The organism is Brevundimonas pishanensis, assembly GCF_022750635.1.
GTDB lineage: Bacteria > Pseudomonadota > Alphaproteobacteria > Caulobacterales > Caulobacteraceae > Brevundimonas > Brevundimonas pishanensis.
Genome location: NZ_JAJKBG010000007.1, coordinates 23550 through 43070 on the forward strand (window position 1 = coordinate 23550; position 19521 = coordinate 43070).

Genomic DNA, 19521 nt, shown 5'->3' on the forward strand with positions numbered 1-19521 from the left:
ACTGGCGAAGCGGTCTCGGGAAGGCTATCTGACAGGCCAACCTTTTAGTTCGCGTCATTGGCAAGGATAAAGCGTGTCTGATCTGACCTTCCGCCCCGAGAGTGAAAAGCACGAGACGGACCGCAATGTGCGTCTGGGCCGGATCGCTTACCGCGCATGGCGCCGTGGCTTCCGTGAAGCCGACATGGTGCTGGGCCCGTTTGCGGACCAGATTGCCCCGACGCTGGACGATGCCGAACTGGCGATCTTCGAGGACCTGCTCGATGTCGAGGACCAGTATCTGTACGGCTGGATCATCGAACGCGATCCAACTCCGCCCGAGCATCAAGGTCCGGTGATGGACAAGATCCGCGCCTTCATGCGCGCCCACGTTTCGGCTGAAGTGTTCAAGGGTATCGGTTAATGGTGAAGGCCGGACTGGAGCGTATCGACGCCACCCTCGGTGGTGCGCCCGAGGGGCTGGATGCCCTGATCGTTGCCGAGAAAATAAAGGCGGCGGGTGGTGCGGCCCTGATGGTCGCTCGCGATTTCCAACGGTCCGGCAATTTTATTCAAGCCTTCAACTTCTACGCAAAAGATATTGAAGTCCTTGAATATCCTTCGTGGGACTGTCTGCCTTATGACCGTCTAAGCCCGACGGCTTCGATCTCGGCCCAGCGGATGGCGACCCTGACGCGGCTGGCCACCCGCGACCCGAATGATCCGACGCCCCTGCTGGTGGTGGCGACGGTCGCGGCGGCGGCGCAGCGGGTGCCGCCGCGCCATGCGGTGACCGTTGGCGGCTTTGACGCCAAGGTGGGGCAGGACCTCGATACCGGCGCGCTGGAAGCCTATGTAACGGCGAACGGCTACCGTCGCGCTTCTACGGTTCACGAGCGCGGCGAGTATGCGATCCGTGGCGGGGTGGTGGATGTCTTTCCCCCCGGTTTCGACGAGCCGGTCCGTCTAGACATGTTCGGCACCGAGTTGGAGTCGATCCGCGCCTTCGATCCCGAGACCCAACGCACCACGCGCCAGTTGAAGTCGATTTCGCTGTGGCCCGTGTCGGAAATCCTGATCGACCGCGACACCATTTCGCGTTTCCGCACAGGCTATCTGAACCTGTTCGGCGCACCGGGCGACGAGCCGATGTATGCCGCCGTCAGCGAGGGCGCGCGGCGTCAGGGAGTCGAGCATTGGTTGCCGCTGTTCTACGACCACCTCGACACGCTTTTCGAGTACTTCCCCGACGACGCTCCCGTTTTTCTTGATCATCTGGCAGAGGAAGCACGTGTAGAGCGCTGGAATCTAACGGAAGATGCCTATGAGGCGCGACGCGAGGCGGCCAAGTCCAAGGGCGGGCAAGCCTATCGTTCGGTGGCTCCGCAGCTTCTGTATCTTGATGCCGAGGCGTGGAATGGCGCACTGGCGGGCCGTGCGGTCCGACGCCTGAACCCGCTGTCCACCGGATCGGGCGAGGATGCCGGTGGGCGGCTGGGGCGCAGCTTCTCGGCGGAACGTGCGCAAGACAGCGTGAACCTGTTCGCGGCCGTGGCCAAACACGCCGAAACCATGATGGGCGAGGGCAAGCGCGTTCTGTTCGCCTCGTGGTCGGAAGGCTCGGCGGAACGTCTGGCGGCCATGCTGGGCGACCACGGCCTGTCGCACGTGCTTCAGGTGCGCGACTGGGACGATGTGCTGGCGGCCCCCGAGGGCATCTATCTGCGGGCCGTGCTGCCGATTGAGCACGGGTTTGTCACCGACACGCTGGCGGTTGTTTCCGAAAGCGACATTCTGGGCGATCGTCTGGCGCGGCCCAAGCGCAAGCGCCGTGCGTCCAACTTCCTCGCCGAGGCGTCCGCGCTAACGGCGGGCGATCTGGTGGTTCACCTTGATCACGGTATCGGTCGTTATGAGGGACTGCGGACCCTGAGCATTCAAGACGCGCCGCACGACTGTCTTGAACTCTTGTATGCGGGTGAGAGCAAACTTTATCTACCCGTTGAAAACATTGACCTTCTGACCCGCTACGGCACCGACGCCGAGGGCGTGCAGCTGGACCGTCTTGGCGGTGCCGGTTGGCAGGCGCGCAAGGCGAAGGCGAAAGAGCGTCTGAAGGCCATGGCCGAGGGGCTGATTGCTCTGGCGGCCAAACGCGCGCTCAAGGTGGGTGATGCGATCACCCCGCCTTCTGGCCTGTTCGACGAGTTCTGTGCCCGCTTCCCCTATGAGGAAACCGACGACCAGTTGAACGCCATCGGCGATGTGCTCGAGGACCTCGGCAAGGGTACGCCGATGGACCGCCTGATCTGTGGCGACGTCGGCTTTGGCAAGACCGAGGTGGCGTTGCGGGCGGCTTTCGTTGTGGCCATGAGCGGCCAGCAGGTGGCGATTGTTTGCCCGACGACCCTTTTGGCCCGTCAGCACTTCAAGACCTTCTCCGAGCGTTTTGCGGGCTGGCCCGTCACGGTGCGCCATCTGTCGCGCATGGTCACGGCTAAACAGGCGAATGAAACGCGCGCCGGCCTGAAAGACGGCACGGTCGAGATCGTGGTTGGTACCCACGCTGTGCTGGCCGAGCAGGTCGGGTTCAAGAACCTTGGCCTCGTGATTGTGGACGAAGAGCAGCACTTCGGCGTCAAGCATAAGGAGAAGCTGAAGTCCCTGCGGGCCGATGTTCACTTGCTGACGCTGACGGCGACACCGATCCCGCGCACCCTGCAAATGGCGCTGTCGGGCATCCGCGAGATGTCCATCATCGCCACCCCGCCGGTCGACCGTCTTGCTGTGCGAACCTATGTGACGCCGTGGGATCCTGTGCTGATCCGCGAAGCCCTGCTGCGCGAGAAATATCGCGGCGGTCAGGCCTATTACGTCGCGCCGCGCCTGAAGGACCTGCCGGACATCGAGAAATTCCTGCGTGAGCAGGTGCCCGAGATCAAATTCGTGGTTGGCCACGGCCAGATGAGCCCGACCCAGTTGGAGGAGGTGATGAGCGCCTTCTACGACGGGGAGTATGACGTGCTGGTTTCGACCACCATCGTCGAGAGCGGTATAGATATTCCGACGGCCAACACTCTGGTCGTACACCGTGCGGACATGTTCGGTCTGGCGCAGCTGCATCAAATTCGTGGTCGCATCGGCCGCTCGAAAGCCCGCGCCTTTGCGTATCTGACGACTGATCCAAAGAAGCCGTTGAGCCTGTCGTCGGAGCGCCGTCTGCAGGTGCTGCAATCGTTGGACAATCTGGGAGCCGGCTTCCAGTTGGCCAGCCACGATCTGGATCAGCGGGGCGGCGGCAATCTGCTGGGCGACGAACAGTCGGGTCACATCCGCGAAGTGGGTGTCGAGCTGTATCAGCAGATGCTGGAAGATGCCGTGGCCGAACTGCGAGAAGCGGGTGAACAGGTCGCCGACCGTGGCTGGTCTCCGTCTATCAACGTCGGTGCTTCTGTCCTGATTCCAGAGACTTACATTCCGGACCTGAACTTGCGTCTGAGCCTGTATCGTCGTCTATCGGACGCCGAGCGGATGGAAGATCGTGAGGCGATGGCCGCCGAACTGATCGACCGCTTCGGTCCGTTGCCGGAAGAGGCGCAGCAACTTCTTCGTATCGTGGGGATCAAGGCCAACTGCCGTCAGGCTTGCATCGAGAAGATCGATGTCGGGCCCAAGGGGGCGGTTTTGACGCTGCGCAACAACGTCTTCCCGAACCCTATGGGCTTGGTCGGACTGATCCAGAAGAACCACCTGACGTGGAAGATCAGGCCCGATCAGAAGATCGTTGTGAAGGGCGAATGGCCGACGGCGGAAGATCGCCTGAAGGTCGCCGAGCGCATCACTACCGATCTGGCGCGGGTAGCCAGCGCGGGCTGATCGATAGCCCGCGCCACTCCATCAACCTTTGCGCATGTCTCGGACCATGGCGCTGAATAGATCGACGTAGTCGTCGGTCCAGGGCTTCACCCCGCCTGGGGTCCATTCGGACCAGCGACCGTCCTTCTTGAAGGCGTCGAGGGCCTCTGGAGTGCGGGCGATGATCAGCGCTTCGGTTGTCGCGTCGATCATGTCGTGTCCTTCCCGAGGGCGACTGTAGCCTTGATGCAGGTAGGACATGCCAGCTGCCTCGGCAGCGGCCATGGCGGGGCGGGTGATGTCCAAATGGCGGTTGGACAAGTGCAGCACCAGCACCCCGTCCTGCGTCAGCATGTCGGCATATCCCGAGATGGCTTCCTTGGTCAGGAGGTGTGTGGGGATTGCGTCGGACGAGAAGGCGTCGATCAGCAGATAGTCAAAGCTATGGGCGGGCTCTTTCTTCAGCGTCAGTCGCGCGTCGCCATAGACCGTCCTGACGTCGTTCGTCGCGCAGTTCTTGAAATAGGAGAAGTAGCGCGGGTCGCGGGAGATGCGGTCCACCATGGGATCGATCTCGAAATAGGTGAAGGTGTCGGTCGGGCGCATATAGCTAAGCATGGTGCCCGTACCCTGACCGACGAGGCCCACGTTCAGGGCAGGCTTGGCGGACTGTCTAATGGTTATCGACTGACCCAGCGGGGTTGTACGCGCATAGTAAAGCGTTGGAATACATCTGCCATCGGGATGCTGGATCTGCGCACCGTGCAGGGTGGTGCCGTGCATCATGGTGTGGACGTTACCGCCGAGGTCCCTCTCGAACGACGTTGCCACTCGAAGGATGCCGAAGAAGCTCCGGTCGGTAACCAGAGACTCCTTGCCGCCGCTGACAAGGAAGCTGGCCATCAAGCCCACCGTCATTAGGGCAAGGAACGGCAGCACCCGGTTGCGCACAAGGAACGCACATATGCCGGAGATCAGCAGGGCGATAACCATGGCGCGGCGAAGGCCGGTCTGCCCCAGCGTGGTCACCAGATCGGGCAGGAAGCGCAGCAGATGGAAGCTGATGGGCAGCAGGACAGCCACGACGAGACTGGTGAAGAACATGGCCGTGTCGCGTCGGGTATAAGGTGACGGATCGTTGCTGCGGGCAAGCAACGCCAGCAGCAAGATGATCGGATATTCCAACACGGTCTTGAAGATGACGGGGGCCAACAGGGCCGTGAAAGCGCCCCCGACCACGCCGCCGATGGACATCAGCAGATAGAACTCTGTCAGACGGTCCGGCGCAGGACGGCGAGCCGCCATCTGCTGGTGGCACATCAGTGTGGTGAAGAAGAAGGCCCCCAGATGCAGGCAGAACTGGAACAGCCAGTCTGTGCCTGACAGCTTCAGGGTAATAACAATCGCGATGATCATCGCCGCCTGCACCAAAAGCGTGACGGGCAGGGGGATCAGCGGCCTGTTCTGAAAGGCGATGACGAACGTCAGCAGATAGAGCGCCAGCGGTATGACCCACAGGAACGGCGCGGACGCCACGTCCGTCGTGATGTGGGTGGTGACGCCCAGCATCAGACTGGACGGTGCCGCTGCCAGCGCGATCAACACCAGCTTGCGGCTCCACGGGATGGATTCACTACGCGGAGCGACAGTCGCGCTTTCGCCTGCGCTGTTTCTGGCTCCCCACATGCGGGCCAACAGCAGCAGGATCAGCGCGACGAATATGCCGTATCCAATGCCCCATGTGATGCGTTGGCTGGACAGAGGGGCCAGCGGCTCGATCAGCACCGGATAGGATAGAAGGGCGAGGAAGCTGCCCAGATTGGAGGCCGCATACAGCACATAAGGGTTCTGCCCGCCCGGCTTTCCGGCCTGAACCTTGGCGAACCACGCCTGCAGCAGCGGAGCCGTCGCTGACAGTATGGCAAAGGGGGCACCGATAGAAATAACCAGCGTACCCAACAGCCACAGCACCGGCGCAGATGGATCGGGATCCCCCCACAGGCCACGCACCTGCAAGGGCAGGAATAGTGCCGCGACCAAAAGCAGGCCGATATGCACAAGAGCCTGCATCCTCAAGGTAGGGATGCGCTGTAGAAGGTGAGCGTAGAGATAGCCTGCCAGCAGCGCTGTCTGGAAGAACACCATCGCGGTGTTCCAGACCGCAGGCGAGCCGCCGAGCAATGGTAGGACCATCTTGGTCACCATCGGCTGGACGACAAAAACCAGACTGGCCGAGGTAAAGATGGCGACGGCAAAAAGCGCCGGTGTTAAAAACTGAATCGACTGACTTTTACGCTTACCGGATTCCAGGCTGCTGTCGGTCACTGTGCGTCCCCTTGAATACCCGGCGGGGCATTCATCCCGGCGCTAAGTTTAATGCTTCAAAAAAGGTGATAGCAATGTTTTCCGAAACGGTTGTGGATTTGGCGCAGGCAGTTCTGACCAAGTCGGGAGACGCAGGCGTCATGGTCGCCACGGCTGAAAGCTGCACCGGCGGTCTGGTGGCGGCTGCGCTGACAGAGATCGCAGGGTCTTCCAGTGTGGTGGACCGGGGCTTTGTCACCTATTCCAATCGCGCAAAAATGCAGATGCTGGGCGTTCCCGAGCAGGCGCTGGCCGACCACGGAGCAGTCTCCGAAGAGACGGCCCGCGCCATGGCTTCCGGTGCTGTCGAGCATTCCGACGCTTCGGTGGCTGTCGCGATCACTGGTATTGCGGGTCCCGGCGGCGGGTCGGTCGAGAAGCCCGTGGGGCTGGTGCATTTTGCGGCTGCCCGCGCGGACGGTCGTGTTCTGCACATCGAGCGCCAGTTCGGCGATCTGGGCCGCGAGAAGGTACGCGAAGCGGCCTTGGTTCAGGCTCTTGAACTGCTGTCACAAGCTCTGAACGCCTGATGGCTCCGGTCGTTATCGACGCACGGGGTCACAAATGTCCCGTGCCCAGCCTGAAGCTGCGCAAGGCCATGGAGCATGCGCCCGCTGGGCAGGTGATGGAACTGCTGGCGACCGACCCAATGGCGCGTATCGACGTGCCTTTCCTGATGCAGGAAACGGGCGGGCGGGTGATCGATATTTTAGAAGAAGAAGGCGTGCTTCGTCTTACGATCGAGACTGGCGGCGGGCGTCCAGATTGATCACGCGGCCGTCGTCAGGCTCGGCCTCGGCTACTTCGGGCTCAGGCCGGAATGCCAGTTCCAGCTCGGTGGCCAATGCACCGCCGTAGAAGATCGCGTTGACGTTCCACGACAGCCAGATCAGCAGGACGACTACGGCACCCACAGAGCCATAGGTCGCGCCCAGATGGACGATCTGCTCCACATAGATGGCGCACAGCCACGAGAACAGGCCGGACATCGCCGTTGCAACCAGACCGCCGATGATGGCTGCGGGCCACATAACGGGGGTGCGGTGGCTCATGGCATAGCGGTACAGCATCGTCAGGCCCAGCCACAGGCCGGCAGCCGTCCAGAGGCTGTCGAAGGGCATCATCATACGGCTGACCGGTTCGGTCGCGTAGGCATGCTCGATCAGACGCCAGGTCACGATGGTGCCCGACACAACCGTGAACAGGAAGAATGCGGCCAGCGCGACGAGGAAAGCCAGCATGTTGAACTTGAAAAAGCCGTGCGGCTCCTTCTCGTCGTGGATCAGGTTAAGGCCGGCCAACAGTGCCTTGAAACCACGGTGCGCGGCATAACCACCGATGGCCAGAGCAATCGCGCTTTGAGTGGAAACCGCGCGGAATGATCCGGCGGACAGACGTTCGACTTCTGCCAAGAACAGCGTCCGCGCGGCTGCAGGAACCGTTTCGGCCATCGCGGCCACTTGTTCGCTGACATTCCCGATGGACAGCACGGCCTTGTAGAAGCCGATCAGGATGGCGATAGCCGGAAACATTGCCAGCAGGGCAAAGAACGTCACACCGCCTGTATAGAGCATTACGTCACGGCCCCACGCACGGCCAAAGGCACGCGCGCACAGTCTTGCGATAGCGAACAGCGAGAACTGGCTGATCAGCTTGGCAATACCGTTGGTGCGAGAGGAAACCTGCGCGGAGGACGTCGCGATGTCGTTATGCAGCATCAGGCCGATTTAAAGACTTTCGCTCGTGAGGGAAAGATAGCCGTCCGTAGACCTCCATTTTATAGCCCAGCTTAGCCATATTTTAGTCTAAGGTCGCGTATCGGGACGGGACAGGGCTGGCGCTTAGCGACTCGCCGAAACCCATCGCAGTTGGATCGTTACGTATGCAGGCCGCTAAACTCACCGATATCTCTGTACGAGTTATGCTGGTGGCATCACGGCTTGCGCGTTTCGCTCCATTGCAGGCAGGACTGGACGAATCGGGTTGCAACACCTTGTGGGTTGCAGACATCGAACAGGCCGTCATGGCTCTGGAGACCTATCCCTTCGATGTCGCGGTGGTTGATCTGGATGATCCGGCCATTGTTGTAGGGATCGACAGAATCCGCAGCGTCATGCCTGACCGCCATTTGCCAGTTATGGGCGTCGGGCAGGCCGAGATTCACGGCATAGACCTGAGAATGAGCGAGATGCCGCATCCGACGCAGGCGCTGGTTCGCCTTGAGCACCTGATGCGCGCGGCGGTTGCCGAAGAAGAGTTCCTGCTGCGGTGCCAGACGTTTGCCGAGCACGATGCGACTTTGCGTCGTGTCGAGGACGACCACCAGCCTGTGACGGTCCTGGCAATCGGTGCTCCCGACGAGCGTTTCCTCGCCTTAAGCAACAGCCTTAATGCGGCGGGTGTCGAGGTTGTGGCCGCACCCACGCCCTATACGGCTTTTGATTATCTGCACGAACGGTCATTCGATGCGGCGCTGCTGTGGGGTGGAGAGAACCGGTCGGTGGCCATGTCTATCGCCTCGGGCATGAAGCGAAACACGCGCCTGTATCATATCCCGCTGGTGCTTTATCTGAAGCCCGGCGACGATGTGAACCTGAACGACCTTTATCTGCGTGGCTTTGCAGATGTGGTGGAGACCCATGTGGGCGAAGCCGACACGGCCGAGCGGGTCATGGCGATGGCGCACAACTATCGCCGCCGTGTCTCCATCCGCCGCGCGCTGGATAGTGTGCGGGTGTCCCATCTGACGGACGGGGTGACGGGGCTGTTTCTGGCAGAGCCGTTCGCCTCGCATTTGCGCCGGGTTTATGCCGCCAGCGTAAAGCGCCGCCGTAGCTTGTCGCTATGCGTATTGCGTGTTGCCAAGTCCGATGCGCTTTCAGCCATTAACCGTGGAGGTTGGGTCGATCGGGCCTTGCCGCAGGTGGGGGCTATGATCTCGCGTTTGGTGAGGGTGGAGGACACCGCAGCCTCGCTGTCGCCGGACAGCTTCGCGATTATGATGCCGGCGACGTCTGCACGCGCGGCGCGGGCTGCCGCAGAACGGATCGCGGCTGTGATCGCCTGCACGGCCTTCGAGGCCGGTGAAGATCGCTCGCCGTTTGTCTTTGATTTCGATATCGGCGTGGCTGAAATTACCGAGGGCGAAGGCCCGATCCAGCTGCTGGAACGGGCCGTTGCGGATTCCAAGCGATCGGACGCTGCGGCTTAAGCCGGCATTTCGATAGAGCAGACGGCTTGGGCGGCCAGACCTTCATTTCGGCCCGTAAAACCGAGGCCTTCGGTGGTGGTGGCCTTTACGCTGACGGCACCCAGATCCAGACCCAGAATGTCGGCAATCCGCTGACGCATGGCGGCGCGGTGGGGTTTGATCTTGGGGCGCTCCGCGATCAGCGTCACGTCCACGTTGATGATCACGCCGCCCTTGGCCTTGGCCAGTTCATAGGCGTGGGCGAGGAAGGCATCGGACGATGCGCCTTTCCAGCGGTCGTCCGTCGGCGGGAAGTGGTCGCCGATGTCGCCCTCGGCGATAGCGCCCAGAATGGCGTCGGTCAGGGCGTGCAGACCGGCGTCGGCGTCCGAGTGACCCAGCAGAGTGTGAGTGTGGGGGACTTGGACACCGCATAGCCATGTGCCCGAGCCATCGCCCTCGACCCAGCGGTGAACGTCATAGCCCATGCCCACGCGGGTCACGCGGCGGGAGGTGTCAGGGATCAGGCGTTCAGCCATGGCGAAGTCCTCGGGGTAGGTCAGTTTGAATAGGTCGGCCTCTCCGGCCACCAGACGTACGCGGCCACCGTGGGCGGCAACGACAGAAGACTCATCGGTTGGTGTGTCGGGGCCGGTCCATGCGGCATAGGCGGCGCGGATGGTGGAGGGGCGGAAGGCTTGGGGCGTCTGCGCGCGATAAAGGTTCTCGCGGTCCACGACTTCGCCCATCAGCTTGTCCGCATCTCCGCGACGAAGGCTGTCGGCGACGGGCAGGGCAGGCAATGCGCCCTCGGCGTCGGACAGGGCGTCCAGCAGGGCGTGAATGGTGTGGGCCTTCAGGAAAGGGCGGGCGGCGTCGTGGATCATCACGGGGCGATCATCGTCGAGCGCAGCAAGGCCTGCCTGGACGGAATCAGCACGCGTGGCTCCGCCCGTCACCGACACCCAACCGGACAAGCCATCCAGCGCCTCGCGGGCGCGATCCTCGGCACCGTCGGCCAGCACGATCACCAGCGGTGATGCGCCTGCATCCAGCAGGGCCTCTGCCGACCAGCGGATGAGCGGCTTGCCGCCGACAGTGCGCCATTGCTTGTCCCCGCCTGCGCGAGAACCCGATCCGGCGGCGACGATAATCGCAGAGAAGGTCATGGATCGCCTTCTAAGCGCCAGTTTCATGGTTGACGAGGGGGCATTGTTTCGGCGCTAAGGGCGGCATGAGTTCAGGATTGCAAATCGGGGACGTTCAAATCCCCGGAAAAGTGCTGATGGCACCGATGACGGGGATCACCGATCTGCCGTTTCGTGTGCTCGCCTCGCGCTTGGGTGCCAGCTATGTGGCGACCGAAATGGTGGCCGCCGCAGAGCTAGCCCGTGCACGCCCCGATGTGGTGCGTCGTGCTGCCGTGGGTGGTGGTCTGCCGCTTACGGTGATCCAACTGGTGGGGGGCGATCCGGAGAAGATGGCCCACGGTGCCAAGATGGCCGAGCAGGCTGGTGCCGACATCATCGACCTGAACTTTGGTTGTCCGGCCAAGGAAGTGACGGGCGCGGCCTGTGGCTCGGCCCTAATGCGCACGCCCGATCTGGCCTGTCGTTTGATGGAGGCGGCGGTCAATGCCGTCAGCCGTCCGGTGACGGTGAAGATGCGACTGGGCTGGGACGAGAACAGTTTGAACGCCGCTGTTCTCGCCAAGAAGGCCGAGGAAATCGGCGTGAAGGCCGTGACGGTTCACGGTCGCACCCGCAAGCAGTTCTACACCGGTGTCGCCGACTGGGATGCGATCGCCGAGGTCAAGCAGGCCGTCTCCATTCCGGTGGTTGTCAATGGCGACATCATCACCGCCGAACAGGCACGCGAGGCTCTGGATAAATCCGGTGCCGATGCCCTGATGCTGGGACGGGGTGTCTATGGGCGCCCATGGCTGGCGTCGCATCTTGAACGCGCTCTTCAAGATGGCACCCAACTGGCCGAACCTGACCGCGAAGAACGATTCGCCATCGTCATCGAACACATGCGGTCGTCAGCCGAGTTCTACAAACTCCCGCTAGGCCTCAAGATGTTCCGCAAGCATCTGGGTTGGTACATCGAGCAGGCACCGTGGCCGGAAGACCCGCAAGAACGCCGTCAGGCCAAGGCCCGGCTGTGCCGTCTAGACAGTCTGGAGGAGGTCGAAGCCGCACTTCGCGCGCTTTGGCTCGGCTAACTGGCACAATAACGCAACTATGCTGTTGAACATTTGCCACAGTTAGTCGAAGCTGGAACCTGATGACCCAACCGCGTGTGGAACAGGACGAGACTCCGTCGACAGGGCACCCCTTCAAGGGGCGGTTCTGGATGGATCGTCCTCGCGCGGTTTTCGGTGTCGGCTACGCGGTGGCCTTTATCGTTACGGCCTTGGCGATCTGGATCGTGGCTGTGGCTCCGGGCGCGGCGGGCGAGGGGCGTGCCACCGCGGCGCGTATCATCCTTTATGCATTGCTGGCCAACCTTGCCTTGATCGGGATTTTGGCCGCGGGCGTGGGGCGTCAGGTCTTTGCACTGTTCAAGGAACGTCACGAAGCGGGCGCGCGACTGCACCTGCGCTTTGTGATGCTGTTCTCGTTTGTGTCGGTGGTTCCAGCGGTTCTGATCGCGCTGGTGTTCGGCGTGCTGGTCAACCGCGGCGTGGACCAGTGGTTTAGTGACAACGTCAGTTCCTCGGTCGAGAACGGCGCCCTGATCGGTCGCGCCTATGTGGCCGATGTCGGTGCGGGCCTGGAACGCGATCTGGAGACGATGTCGACAGAGCTGGGCGGGGTCCGTTCGGTGTTCGACAACCGTATTCAGTTCAGCCGTGCACTGGCCCAGATCGGCGACTTCTTCGGCTATCCCGCACTCTATATTCTCAACGATAAGGGCGAGGTTTTGGCCAGCGGTGAACAGCCGGATGCGCCCCCCTATGTCGCGCCGCCTCAGGATGCCTTTGCAACGCTGGCTATCGGCGAGCAGGTTCCGGCCGCGGTCACCGAAAATCCCGATACGATCCGCGTCCTTTATCCGCTGCCTGACTATGGCAACGCCTATCTTTATGTGGTGCGCCCTCTGGCTCCCGGCCTGATCGAGCGCATGCGGACGGGCGAGGAATCCATTCTGGCGTATCGTCAGGCGGACGAGAGCCGCGCCCAGATACAGGCGACATTCGCACTGGCCTATCTGGAAACGGCGCTGCTCATTCTGGTCGGTGCGGTGTGGTTGGCTATGTCTGCGGCAAACGCGATCTCGCGCCCGATCGGTCGACTGATCGACGCCGCCGAGCGTGTTTCGGGGGGGGATCTGGAGGCGCGTGTCGATGCGTCCGACGCGCCCGCAGAAATGGTCGTGCTGTCCGAAGCGTTCAACCGCATGACACACGACATCCAGAGCCAGCAGGTCGCCCTGCGTTCGGCCAGTGTCGAGGCACAAACCCGTTCGCGCTTTATCGAAACGGTGCTGTCGGGCGTGAGCGCGGGTGTGATCGGTCTGGACCGATATGGCCGCATCTCGGCCATCAACGATAGTGCGCGCGAGCTGTTGGCCATCACGCTCGATGACGTGCAGGGCCAGCGTCTGGGCGAGGTTTCGCCAGAACTGAGCGAGCTGTCCGAGCGGGGCGAGGCCCATATCGAAGAAGACATCGACGTCACCCGCGACGGCGAGACGCGGCGCCTGCGGGTGCGCATCGAAGGCGGACAGGGCGGCGAGATGGTCCTGACGTTCGACGACATCACCCGTCTGGTCACGGCCCAGCGTAATGCAGCTTGGCGTGACGTAGCCCGCCGCATCGCGCACGAGATCAAGAACCCGCTGACCCCGATCCAGCTTTCGGCAGAGCGTTTGCGTCGCCGCTACCGCGCCAAGGTCGAGGACGACGTCGAGGTGTTCGACCGCTGCACCGAGACCATCATCCGTCAGGTTGGTGATATCGGCCGCATGGTGGACGAGTTCTCGTCCTTCGCTCGTATGCCGGCGCCGCGCTTCACCGAGGAACGCGCTGACGAAATGCTGCGCGAGGCGGTGTTTGCCCAGCGCGTTGCGGCGGCGGATATCGGCGTGGACCTGTTCGAGCCGGTGCCCGAGATTATTCTGGACTGCGATGGCCGGATGGTGCGTCAGGCCCTGATCAATATTCTAAAGAATGCTGGCGAGGCCGTTTCGGCCCGCAAGGCGACGGGTGTCGAGACGGCGGTACCGGGTATCGGTGCGCGTCTTGACGTTTCTTCCGGCTATGCCCGATTCATCATCGAGGATGACGGGATCGGCTTGCCGGAGAAGGATCGTGACCGTTTGACCGAGCCCTATGTGACCACCCGTGAAAAGGGGACGGGTCTGGGCTTGGCCATTGTGAAACGTATCTGTGAAGACCACGGCGGGGAACTGCGACTGGGCGATGCAGAGGGCCTTTCGGGCGCTCGCGTCACCATGGTTTTTCCCCTTCGTCAGAACATGAAAGCTGCCCAACGGCCATCTTCGGGTGGTAAGGGAAGTGACATCGAGCGAGAGGCCCCATGAAGAATAACGGCGCCGACATTCTTGTCGTTGATGATGAGAGCGACATCCGCGAACTGGTTTCCGGTCTGCTGGAGGACGAGGGTCACCACGTCCGTACCGCGTCCAATGCCGAAGAGGCACTGGCGGCGGTCAAGGCACGTAAACCCTCGCTGGCTGTGCTGGATATCTGGATGCAGGGCGGAGGCATGGATGGCCTCGAACTGCTGGACGTCATCAAGGGCCTTGATGAAGACCTGCCGGTTGTCATGATCTCGGGTCACGGCAACATCGAAACTGCCGTCAGCGCGTTGAAGCGCGGTGCCTATGACTTTATCGAGAAGCCGTTCAAGTCGGACCGTCTGGTCGTCGTCGTTGATCGTGCGCTTGAAGCCGCTTCGCTGAAGCGCGAGAACCGCCGTCTGCGGGCGCAGGCCATGACCCCGTCGGGCCTGATCGGGAAGTCGGTTGCGGCCCAGAACCTGCGCAACACCATTGCCAAGGTCGCTCCGGCCAATAGCCGCGTTCTGATTTCCGGCCCGCCGGGGTCGGGCAAGGAGTTGGTCGCGCGCCAAATTCACGACAATAGCCCCCGCGCCAAGGGTGAGTTTGTAGTCATCTCGGCTGCGGGCATGACGCCGGAACGCCTCGATCTGGAACTGTTCGGTGAAGAAGGCAGCGACGGCCGTCCCGCCAAGATCGGCGTGTTCGAGCGGGCCCATAATGGCACCCTCTATCTGGACGACGTGGCCGACATGCCGCGCGAGAGCCAGAGCCGCGTCCTTCGTGTTCTGGTCGATCAACGCTTCCGCCGCGTCGGTGGTGATCAGGACGTCCAAGTCGACGTGCGGGTCATCACCTCGACGGCCAAGGATCTGAAGGTCGAGATCGCAGAGGGGCGTTTCCGCGAAGACCTGTTCCACCGTCTCAACGTGGTGCCTATCCGCGTCCCGCCGCTGTCGGAACGTCGCGAGGATATCGCCGAGTTGGTAGAGTATTTCGTGGACACCCTGTCGTCCTCGCAGGGCCTACCGCGCCGTCAACTGGGCGAGGATGCGATTGCCGTGCTTCAGGTGCATCCGTGGCCGGGCAATGTGCGTCAGCTTCGCAATAACATCGAACGTCTGCTGATCCTTGCGACGGGTGATCCTGCCGAGCCGATCAGCGCCGACATGCTTCCGCAGGAAGTGGCGTCGAACAATTCCAGCAGCTTTGGCAATGAGCGCATCATTGCGCTGCCGCTGCGCGAAGCCCGCGAAGTGTTCGAGCGTGACTACCTGGCGGCTCAAATCATGCGCTTTGGCGGCAATATCTCGCGCACCGCGGCCTTCATCGGTATGGAACGCTCTGCACTACACAGAAAACTGAAATCGCTGGGCGTTTCGCCGTCTCGCGGTGGTGATGATCAAGAAGGAGAGGGCGCCTGATGTCGAGGGTCGCCTACGTAAACGGGACATACCGTCCGCATTCGCAAGCCGTTGTCCACATCGAGGACCGTGGCTTCCAGTTTGCCGATGGCGTCTATGAAGTCTGGTCGGTGTTCGACGGCAAGCTGGCCGACTACGAAGGCCACATGGAACGTCTGGGCCGCAGCCTAACGGAGCTGCGCATCGAAATTCCGATGACCTCGCAAGCTCTGGGCGTCGTTCTGCGCGAGACCATCCGTCGTAACCGCGTGCGTAACGGTATCGTCTATCTCCAGATCACCCGCGGCACCGCGCCGCGCGACCATGCCTTCCCGAAGGGTGTGGCTCCGAGCGTGATCGTGACGTCCAAGTCGATCAATCTTCCGGCGGGCGAGGAAAAGGCGGCCAAGGGCGCAGCGGGCATCACTCATCCGGACATCCGCTGGGGCCGTTGCGATATCAAGACGGTCGGCCTTCTGCCGAACGCCTTGGCCAAACAAGCTGCCCGCGAAAAGGGTGCCTATGAGGCTATCCTGTTCGACGAGATGGGTATGGTCACCGAGGGCTCCTCGACCAATGCGTGGATCGTGGACGAGAACGGCAAGCTGCGCACCCGCGACACCCAGGCCAACATCCTGCGCGGCATTACCCGGGCCGCCATCATGAAGTTGGTGAAGGAAGAAGGCATCGAACTGGACGAACGCCCGTTTAGCGTCGAGGAAGCCAAGAAAGCCAAGGAACTGTTCGTGACTGCGGCGTCCAGCTTCGTGATGCCACTGGTTTCACTGGATGGCGACAAGATCGGTGACGGCAAGCCCGGCCCAATCGCGACGCGCCTGCGCGCCGTGTACCTTGAACAAGCGATCCGCAACGCCATTTAAGTCATTGCGACCCTGGGTCGTGCGCGTTTAAGCTGTGACGCGGGCTGAAAAGGCCTGTGTCCGCTTTGCGGGCTCAGAAATAACCAAGAACAGGATAAACCTGCCATGTCGCAAGACAAACGCCAGAACCTTCAAGACACTTTCCTGAACAGCGTCCGTAAGACCAAAACTCCGCTGACCATCTTTCTGGTCAATGGCGTAAAGCTTCAGGGCATCGTCACCTGGTTCGACAACTTCTGTGTGCTTCTCCGTCGCGATGGCCAGTCGCAACTGGTTTATAAACATGCCATCTCGACCATTATGCCTGCCGGTCCGGTGCAGATGTTCGAGCCCGAAACCGAAGAAGAGTGATTGTCCTCTAAACTCGTAGACCATTCCGTCCCGCTTATCCGGGCGATCGTAGTTCACCCCGACAGGGGTTCCGACAACTCGCGTCACGCCATCGACCGTCTCGAAGAGGCGGTCGGGTTGGCGCGTGCGCTGGACCTTGATGTACGCGCCGAGGAAATCGTGCGCGTTCGCTCCATCACGCCTGCCACCCTGTTTGGGTCAGGCAAGGTCGAGGAGCTTGAGGCTCTGGTGCTTGCCGCCGAGGCCGAGGCTGTCGTGGTGGACGACCAGTTGACGCCCGTTCAGCAGCGCAACCTTGAAAAGGCTTGGGACGTGAAGGTCATCGACCGCACGGGCCTGATCCTTGAAATCTTTGGCCGTCGTGCGCGCACCAAGGAAGGCCGTCTTCAGGTCGAACTGGCGCGTCTTGACTATGAACGCTCGCGTCTGGTCCGCACGTGGACCCACCTTGAGCGCCAGCGCGGCGGCACCGGCTCGACCGGCGGTCCGGGGGAAACCCAGATCGAAATCGACCGCCGCCTGATCGCCGACAAGATCGTCAAGCTGAAGGGCGAACTGGAAGAGGTGCGCCGCACCCGTGGCCTGCATCGCAAGGCCCGCAAGCGTGTGCCTTTCCCAGCTGTGGCGCTGGTGGGCTACACCAACGCGGGTAAATCGACCCTGTTCAACCGCATGACGGGGTCCGAAGTGTTCGCCAAGGATCTGCTGTTCGCGACGCTGGATACAACCCAGCGCACGATCAAACTGCCGCAGGGCCGCCCCGCCATCATCGCCGATACTGTGGGCTTCATCTCCGACCTTCCCCACGAACTGGTCGAGAGCTTCCGCGCCACGCTGGAAGAGGTGGGCGAGGCCGACCTCATCCTGCATGTGCGCGATATCGCGCCGCCGGACACCGAGGCCCAGCGCAAGGACGTCGAAGAGGTTCTGAACCAGATTCCGACGCCGGAGGGTCGTACCCGCCGCATTCTTGAAGTCTGGAACAAGATCGACCTTCTGGACGACGAGGCCAAGGAAGCCATCTTGGGTCAGTCGGAACGTCTGGCCAAGGAAGGCAAGGCAGTCGCCGTCTCGGCATGGACAGGCGAGGGCATCGAGACCCTCCGCGACGTTATCGCCGGATTGATCGACGATGACCCCGAGAGCGTCATCCTGATCCCGTCGTCGCGTGGCGATGTGCTGGCGTGGCTGTATGAAAACGGCCGCGTGACCGATCGTCATACCGAGGAGGATGGCACGATCCGCGTGACCGTTCGCTTGCACCCTGCGGCGCTTGGCCGTTTTGAACGTTCCTATCCCGACATCCTGAGTTGATATGCACCTGATCGAAACCGCGCTGTTCCTTCTGCTGGCCGTTGTGCTGTCGGGATGGGTGTCGCGGATTACCCGCCTGCCGCTCCCGCTCGTTCAAATCGCGCTGGGCGCAGGCGTGGTGCTGATCACGGGCGAAAGCGTCGATCTGCGGCCGGAGATTTTCTTCCTGCTGTTCTTGCCGCCGCTGCTGTTTGTGGACGCCTGGCGGATACCCAAGACCGCGCTTTACAAGGATCGGGCAGTGATCCTCGAACTGGCCTTGGGGCTAGTGGTGTTCACGGTGCTGGGGCTCGGTTTCTTTATCAACTGGATGATACCGGCGATGCCGTTGGCAGTAGCATTTGCCCTTGCGGCGATCCTGTCACCCACTGACCCTATTGCCGTTTCGGCCATCGCCGGTCGCAGCGGTATGCCCAAGCGCCTGATGCACATTCTGGAGGGCGAAAGCCTTCTGAATGACGCTACGGGCCTCACCTGCATGCGCATCGCGGTGATTGCGGCGACAACCGGTGCCTTCTCCCTGACCAGCGCCGTGGGGACCTTTGCGTGGCTGGCACTGGCCGGTCTGGCGGTCGGCGTAGTGGTCAGCCTGTCTATCAATCTGGCCAAAGGCTTCATCAGCCGTCGCTGGGGCGAGGATGTAGGCGGCCAAATCCTCATCAGCCTGCTGATCCCGTTCGCGGCCTATCTCGCGGCTGAAGCCATTCACGCGTCGGGCATTCTGGCCGCCGTTTCGGCTGGTATCACTATGAGCATCACCGAGCGCCGCGGTACCGCTATGGCCGCCACGCGCATCCGTCGCGCAGTGGTGTGGGACACGGTTCAGTTTACGGCTAACGGCCTGATCTTCGTTATTTTGGGCGAGCAACTGCCCTCGATCATGGCCCGTGCCGCCGAGGTGATCCGCACGACCGAGCGCACCGAGATCTGGTGGCTCGGCATCTATGTGTTCGCCATTGTCGGCGTTTTGGCCGCACTGCGGTTTCTGTGGGTGTGGGCGACGCTGAAACTGACATTGTTCAGTGGCAAGCTGTCGGGCGGAAAGCGCCCGCGTCTGCGTTGGCGTCTGGTGGCGGTTATGGCCCTGTCGGGGGTTCGCGGGGCGATTACGCTGGCCGGTATTCTGACATTGCCGTTCTTCGTGGCCGACGGTGGACTGCTGCCGGCACGTAACCTCGCCATCTTCCTCGCTGCGGGCGTCATCATCGTCTCGCTGGTTCTAGCCAGTGTGGCCTTGCCTATCTTGCTCAAGGGCGTGGAGCTTCCCCCGGATACGCATGTCCAAAGTGCCGAGGAACGCGCCCGTCGCGCGGCAGCGGCAGCGGCTATCCGTGCACTGGAAGAGTCCGAGCGTGCGCTGGACGTTGCCGCCGTGCATGCCCGCGCCGACGAGCATGCCGAGGTGGTCGCCCGCCTGATGGAGGACTATCGCCAGCAGATCGACCTGCATTCCGGCACTGCGCCCGATCAGACCGAGCGTAACAAGAAGTTGGACGCCATCGAGCGCGACCTGCGCATCCTGTGCTTCAAGGCGCAGCGCGAAGAGATGATCAAGCTGGCCCGCACGCACTTGTTGGACGAGGAAACCGCCAAGAAGTTGATCCGCGAGATCGACCTTGAGGAAATCCGTTTCGCCTAATCCGCGAGACAGCCCGTG

At 62.0% G+C, this 19521-nt stretch carries 15 protein-coding genes; 12 read left to right on the top strand and 3 right to left on the bottom strand.

Annotated features, from left to right (window positions below):
* Positions 1-73: 73 nt before the first annotated feature.
* A complete protein-coding gene (locus tag LOX95_RS12670) occupies positions 74-403 on the top strand; it encodes an FAD assembly factor SdhE (protein WP_242915186.1) in 330 nt (109 codons plus the stop codon).
* On the top strand, positions 403-3855 hold the full coding sequence (gene mfd / locus LOX95_RS12675; RefSeq protein WP_242915188.1) for a transcription-repair coupling factor: 3453 nt from the start codon (positions 403-405) through the stop codon (positions 3853-3855). Before LOX95_RS12670 ends, mfd begins: the two co-directional genes overlap by 1 nt.
* A 21-nt stretch (positions 3856-3876) precedes the next feature.
* On the opposite strand, the gene LOX95_RS12680 is transcribed toward mfd, so the two are convergent.
* On the bottom strand, positions 3877-6159 hold the full coding sequence (locus LOX95_RS12680) for a fused MFS/spermidine synthase (RefSeq protein WP_242915190.1): 2283 nt from the start codon (positions 6157-6159) through the stop codon (positions 3877-3879).
* A gap of 74 nt (positions 6160-6233) precedes the next feature.
* Here LOX95_RS12680 and LOX95_RS12685 point away from each other — a divergent pair, with 74 nt between their 5' ends.
* Both LOX95_RS12685 and LOX95_RS12690 read left to right on the top strand, forming a co-directional pair.
* A complete protein-coding gene (locus LOX95_RS12685) occupies positions 6234-6728 on the top strand; it encodes a CinA family protein (protein ID WP_242915192.1) in 495 nt (164 codons plus the stop codon).
* Entirely contained in the window at positions 6728-6967 is a 240-nt protein-coding gene (locus LOX95_RS12690; protein WP_242915195.1) for a sulfurtransferase TusA family protein, read from the top strand. The genes LOX95_RS12685 and LOX95_RS12690 overlap by 1 nt, the downstream gene beginning before the upstream one ends.
* On the opposite strand, the gene LOX95_RS12695 is transcribed toward LOX95_RS12690, so the two are convergent.
* On the bottom strand, positions 6933-7916 hold the full coding sequence (locus LOX95_RS12695) for a YihY/virulence factor BrkB family protein (RefSeq protein WP_242915197.1): 984 nt from the start codon (positions 7914-7916) through the stop codon (positions 6933-6935). The genes LOX95_RS12690 and LOX95_RS12695 overlap by 35 nt on opposite strands.
* A 203-nt stretch (positions 7917-8119) precedes the next feature.
* Here LOX95_RS12695 and LOX95_RS12700 point away from each other — a divergent pair, with 203 nt between their 5' ends.
* Complete coding sequence (locus LOX95_RS12700; RefSeq protein WP_242915336.1) at positions 8120-9409, top strand: diguanylate cyclase domain-containing protein; 1290 nt, start codon at positions 8120-8122, stop codon at positions 9407-9409.
* Here LOX95_RS12700 and LOX95_RS12705 read toward each other — a convergent pair.
* Positions 9406-10557: a bifunctional 2-C-methyl-D-erythritol 4-phosphate cytidylyltransferase/2-C-methyl-D-erythritol 2,4-cyclodiphosphate synthase gene (locus tag LOX95_RS12705; RefSeq protein WP_242915199.1), complete on the bottom strand. Its 1152-nt coding sequence runs from the start codon at positions 10555-10557 to the stop codon at positions 9406-9408. The genes LOX95_RS12700 and LOX95_RS12705 overlap by 4 nt on opposite strands.
* 65 nt (positions 10558-10622) lie before the next feature.
* Between LOX95_RS12705 and dusB the strand changes: the two genes are divergently transcribed.
* The 7 genes from dusB to LOX95_RS12740 all read left to right on the top strand — a co-directional run bounded on the left by dusB (position 10623) and on the right by LOX95_RS12740 (position 19503).
* A complete protein-coding gene (dusB, locus tag LOX95_RS12710; RefSeq protein ID WP_242915201.1) occupies positions 10623-11612 on the top strand; it encodes a tRNA dihydrouridine synthase DusB in 990 nt (329 codons plus the stop codon).
* Between the two features lie 62 nt (positions 11613-11674).
* Positions 11675-13936, top strand: a complete 2262-nt coding sequence (locus LOX95_RS12715) for a sensor histidine kinase NtrY-like (protein ID WP_242915203.1) — start codon at positions 11675-11677, stop codon at positions 13934-13936.
* Positions 13933-15339 (top strand): nitrogen assimilation response regulator NtrX, encoded by a 1407-nt coding sequence (gene ntrX / locus LOX95_RS12720; RefSeq protein WP_242915205.1) that lies wholly within the window; start codon positions 13933-13935, stop codon positions 15337-15339. The genes LOX95_RS12715 and ntrX overlap by 4 nt, the downstream gene beginning before the upstream one ends.
* Positions 15339-16199 carry a D-amino-acid transaminase gene (locus LOX95_RS12725; RefSeq protein WP_242915207.1) on the top strand — a complete coding sequence of 287 codons (861 nt, stop codon included), beginning with the start codon at positions 15339-15341 and terminating at the stop codon, positions 16197-16199. The genes ntrX and LOX95_RS12725 overlap by 1 nt, the downstream gene beginning before the upstream one ends.
* 105 nt (positions 16200-16304) lie before the next feature.
* A complete protein-coding gene (gene hfq, locus LOX95_RS12730; protein ID WP_242915209.1) occupies positions 16305-16550 on the top strand; it encodes an RNA chaperone Hfq in 246 nt (81 codons plus the stop codon).
* Positions 16551-17864 carry a GTPase HflX gene (hflX, locus tag LOX95_RS12735; RefSeq protein WP_242915211.1) on the top strand — a complete coding sequence of 438 codons (1314 nt, stop codon included), beginning with the start codon at positions 16551-16553 and terminating at the stop codon, positions 17862-17864.
* A 1-nt stretch (position 17865) separates the two neighbouring features.
* Positions 17866-19503, top strand: coding sequence for a Na+/H+ antiporter (locus tag LOX95_RS12740; RefSeq protein WP_242915213.1), 1638 nt, complete (start codon positions 17866-17868; stop codon positions 19501-19503).
* Positions 19504-19521 lie beyond the last annotated feature (18 nt).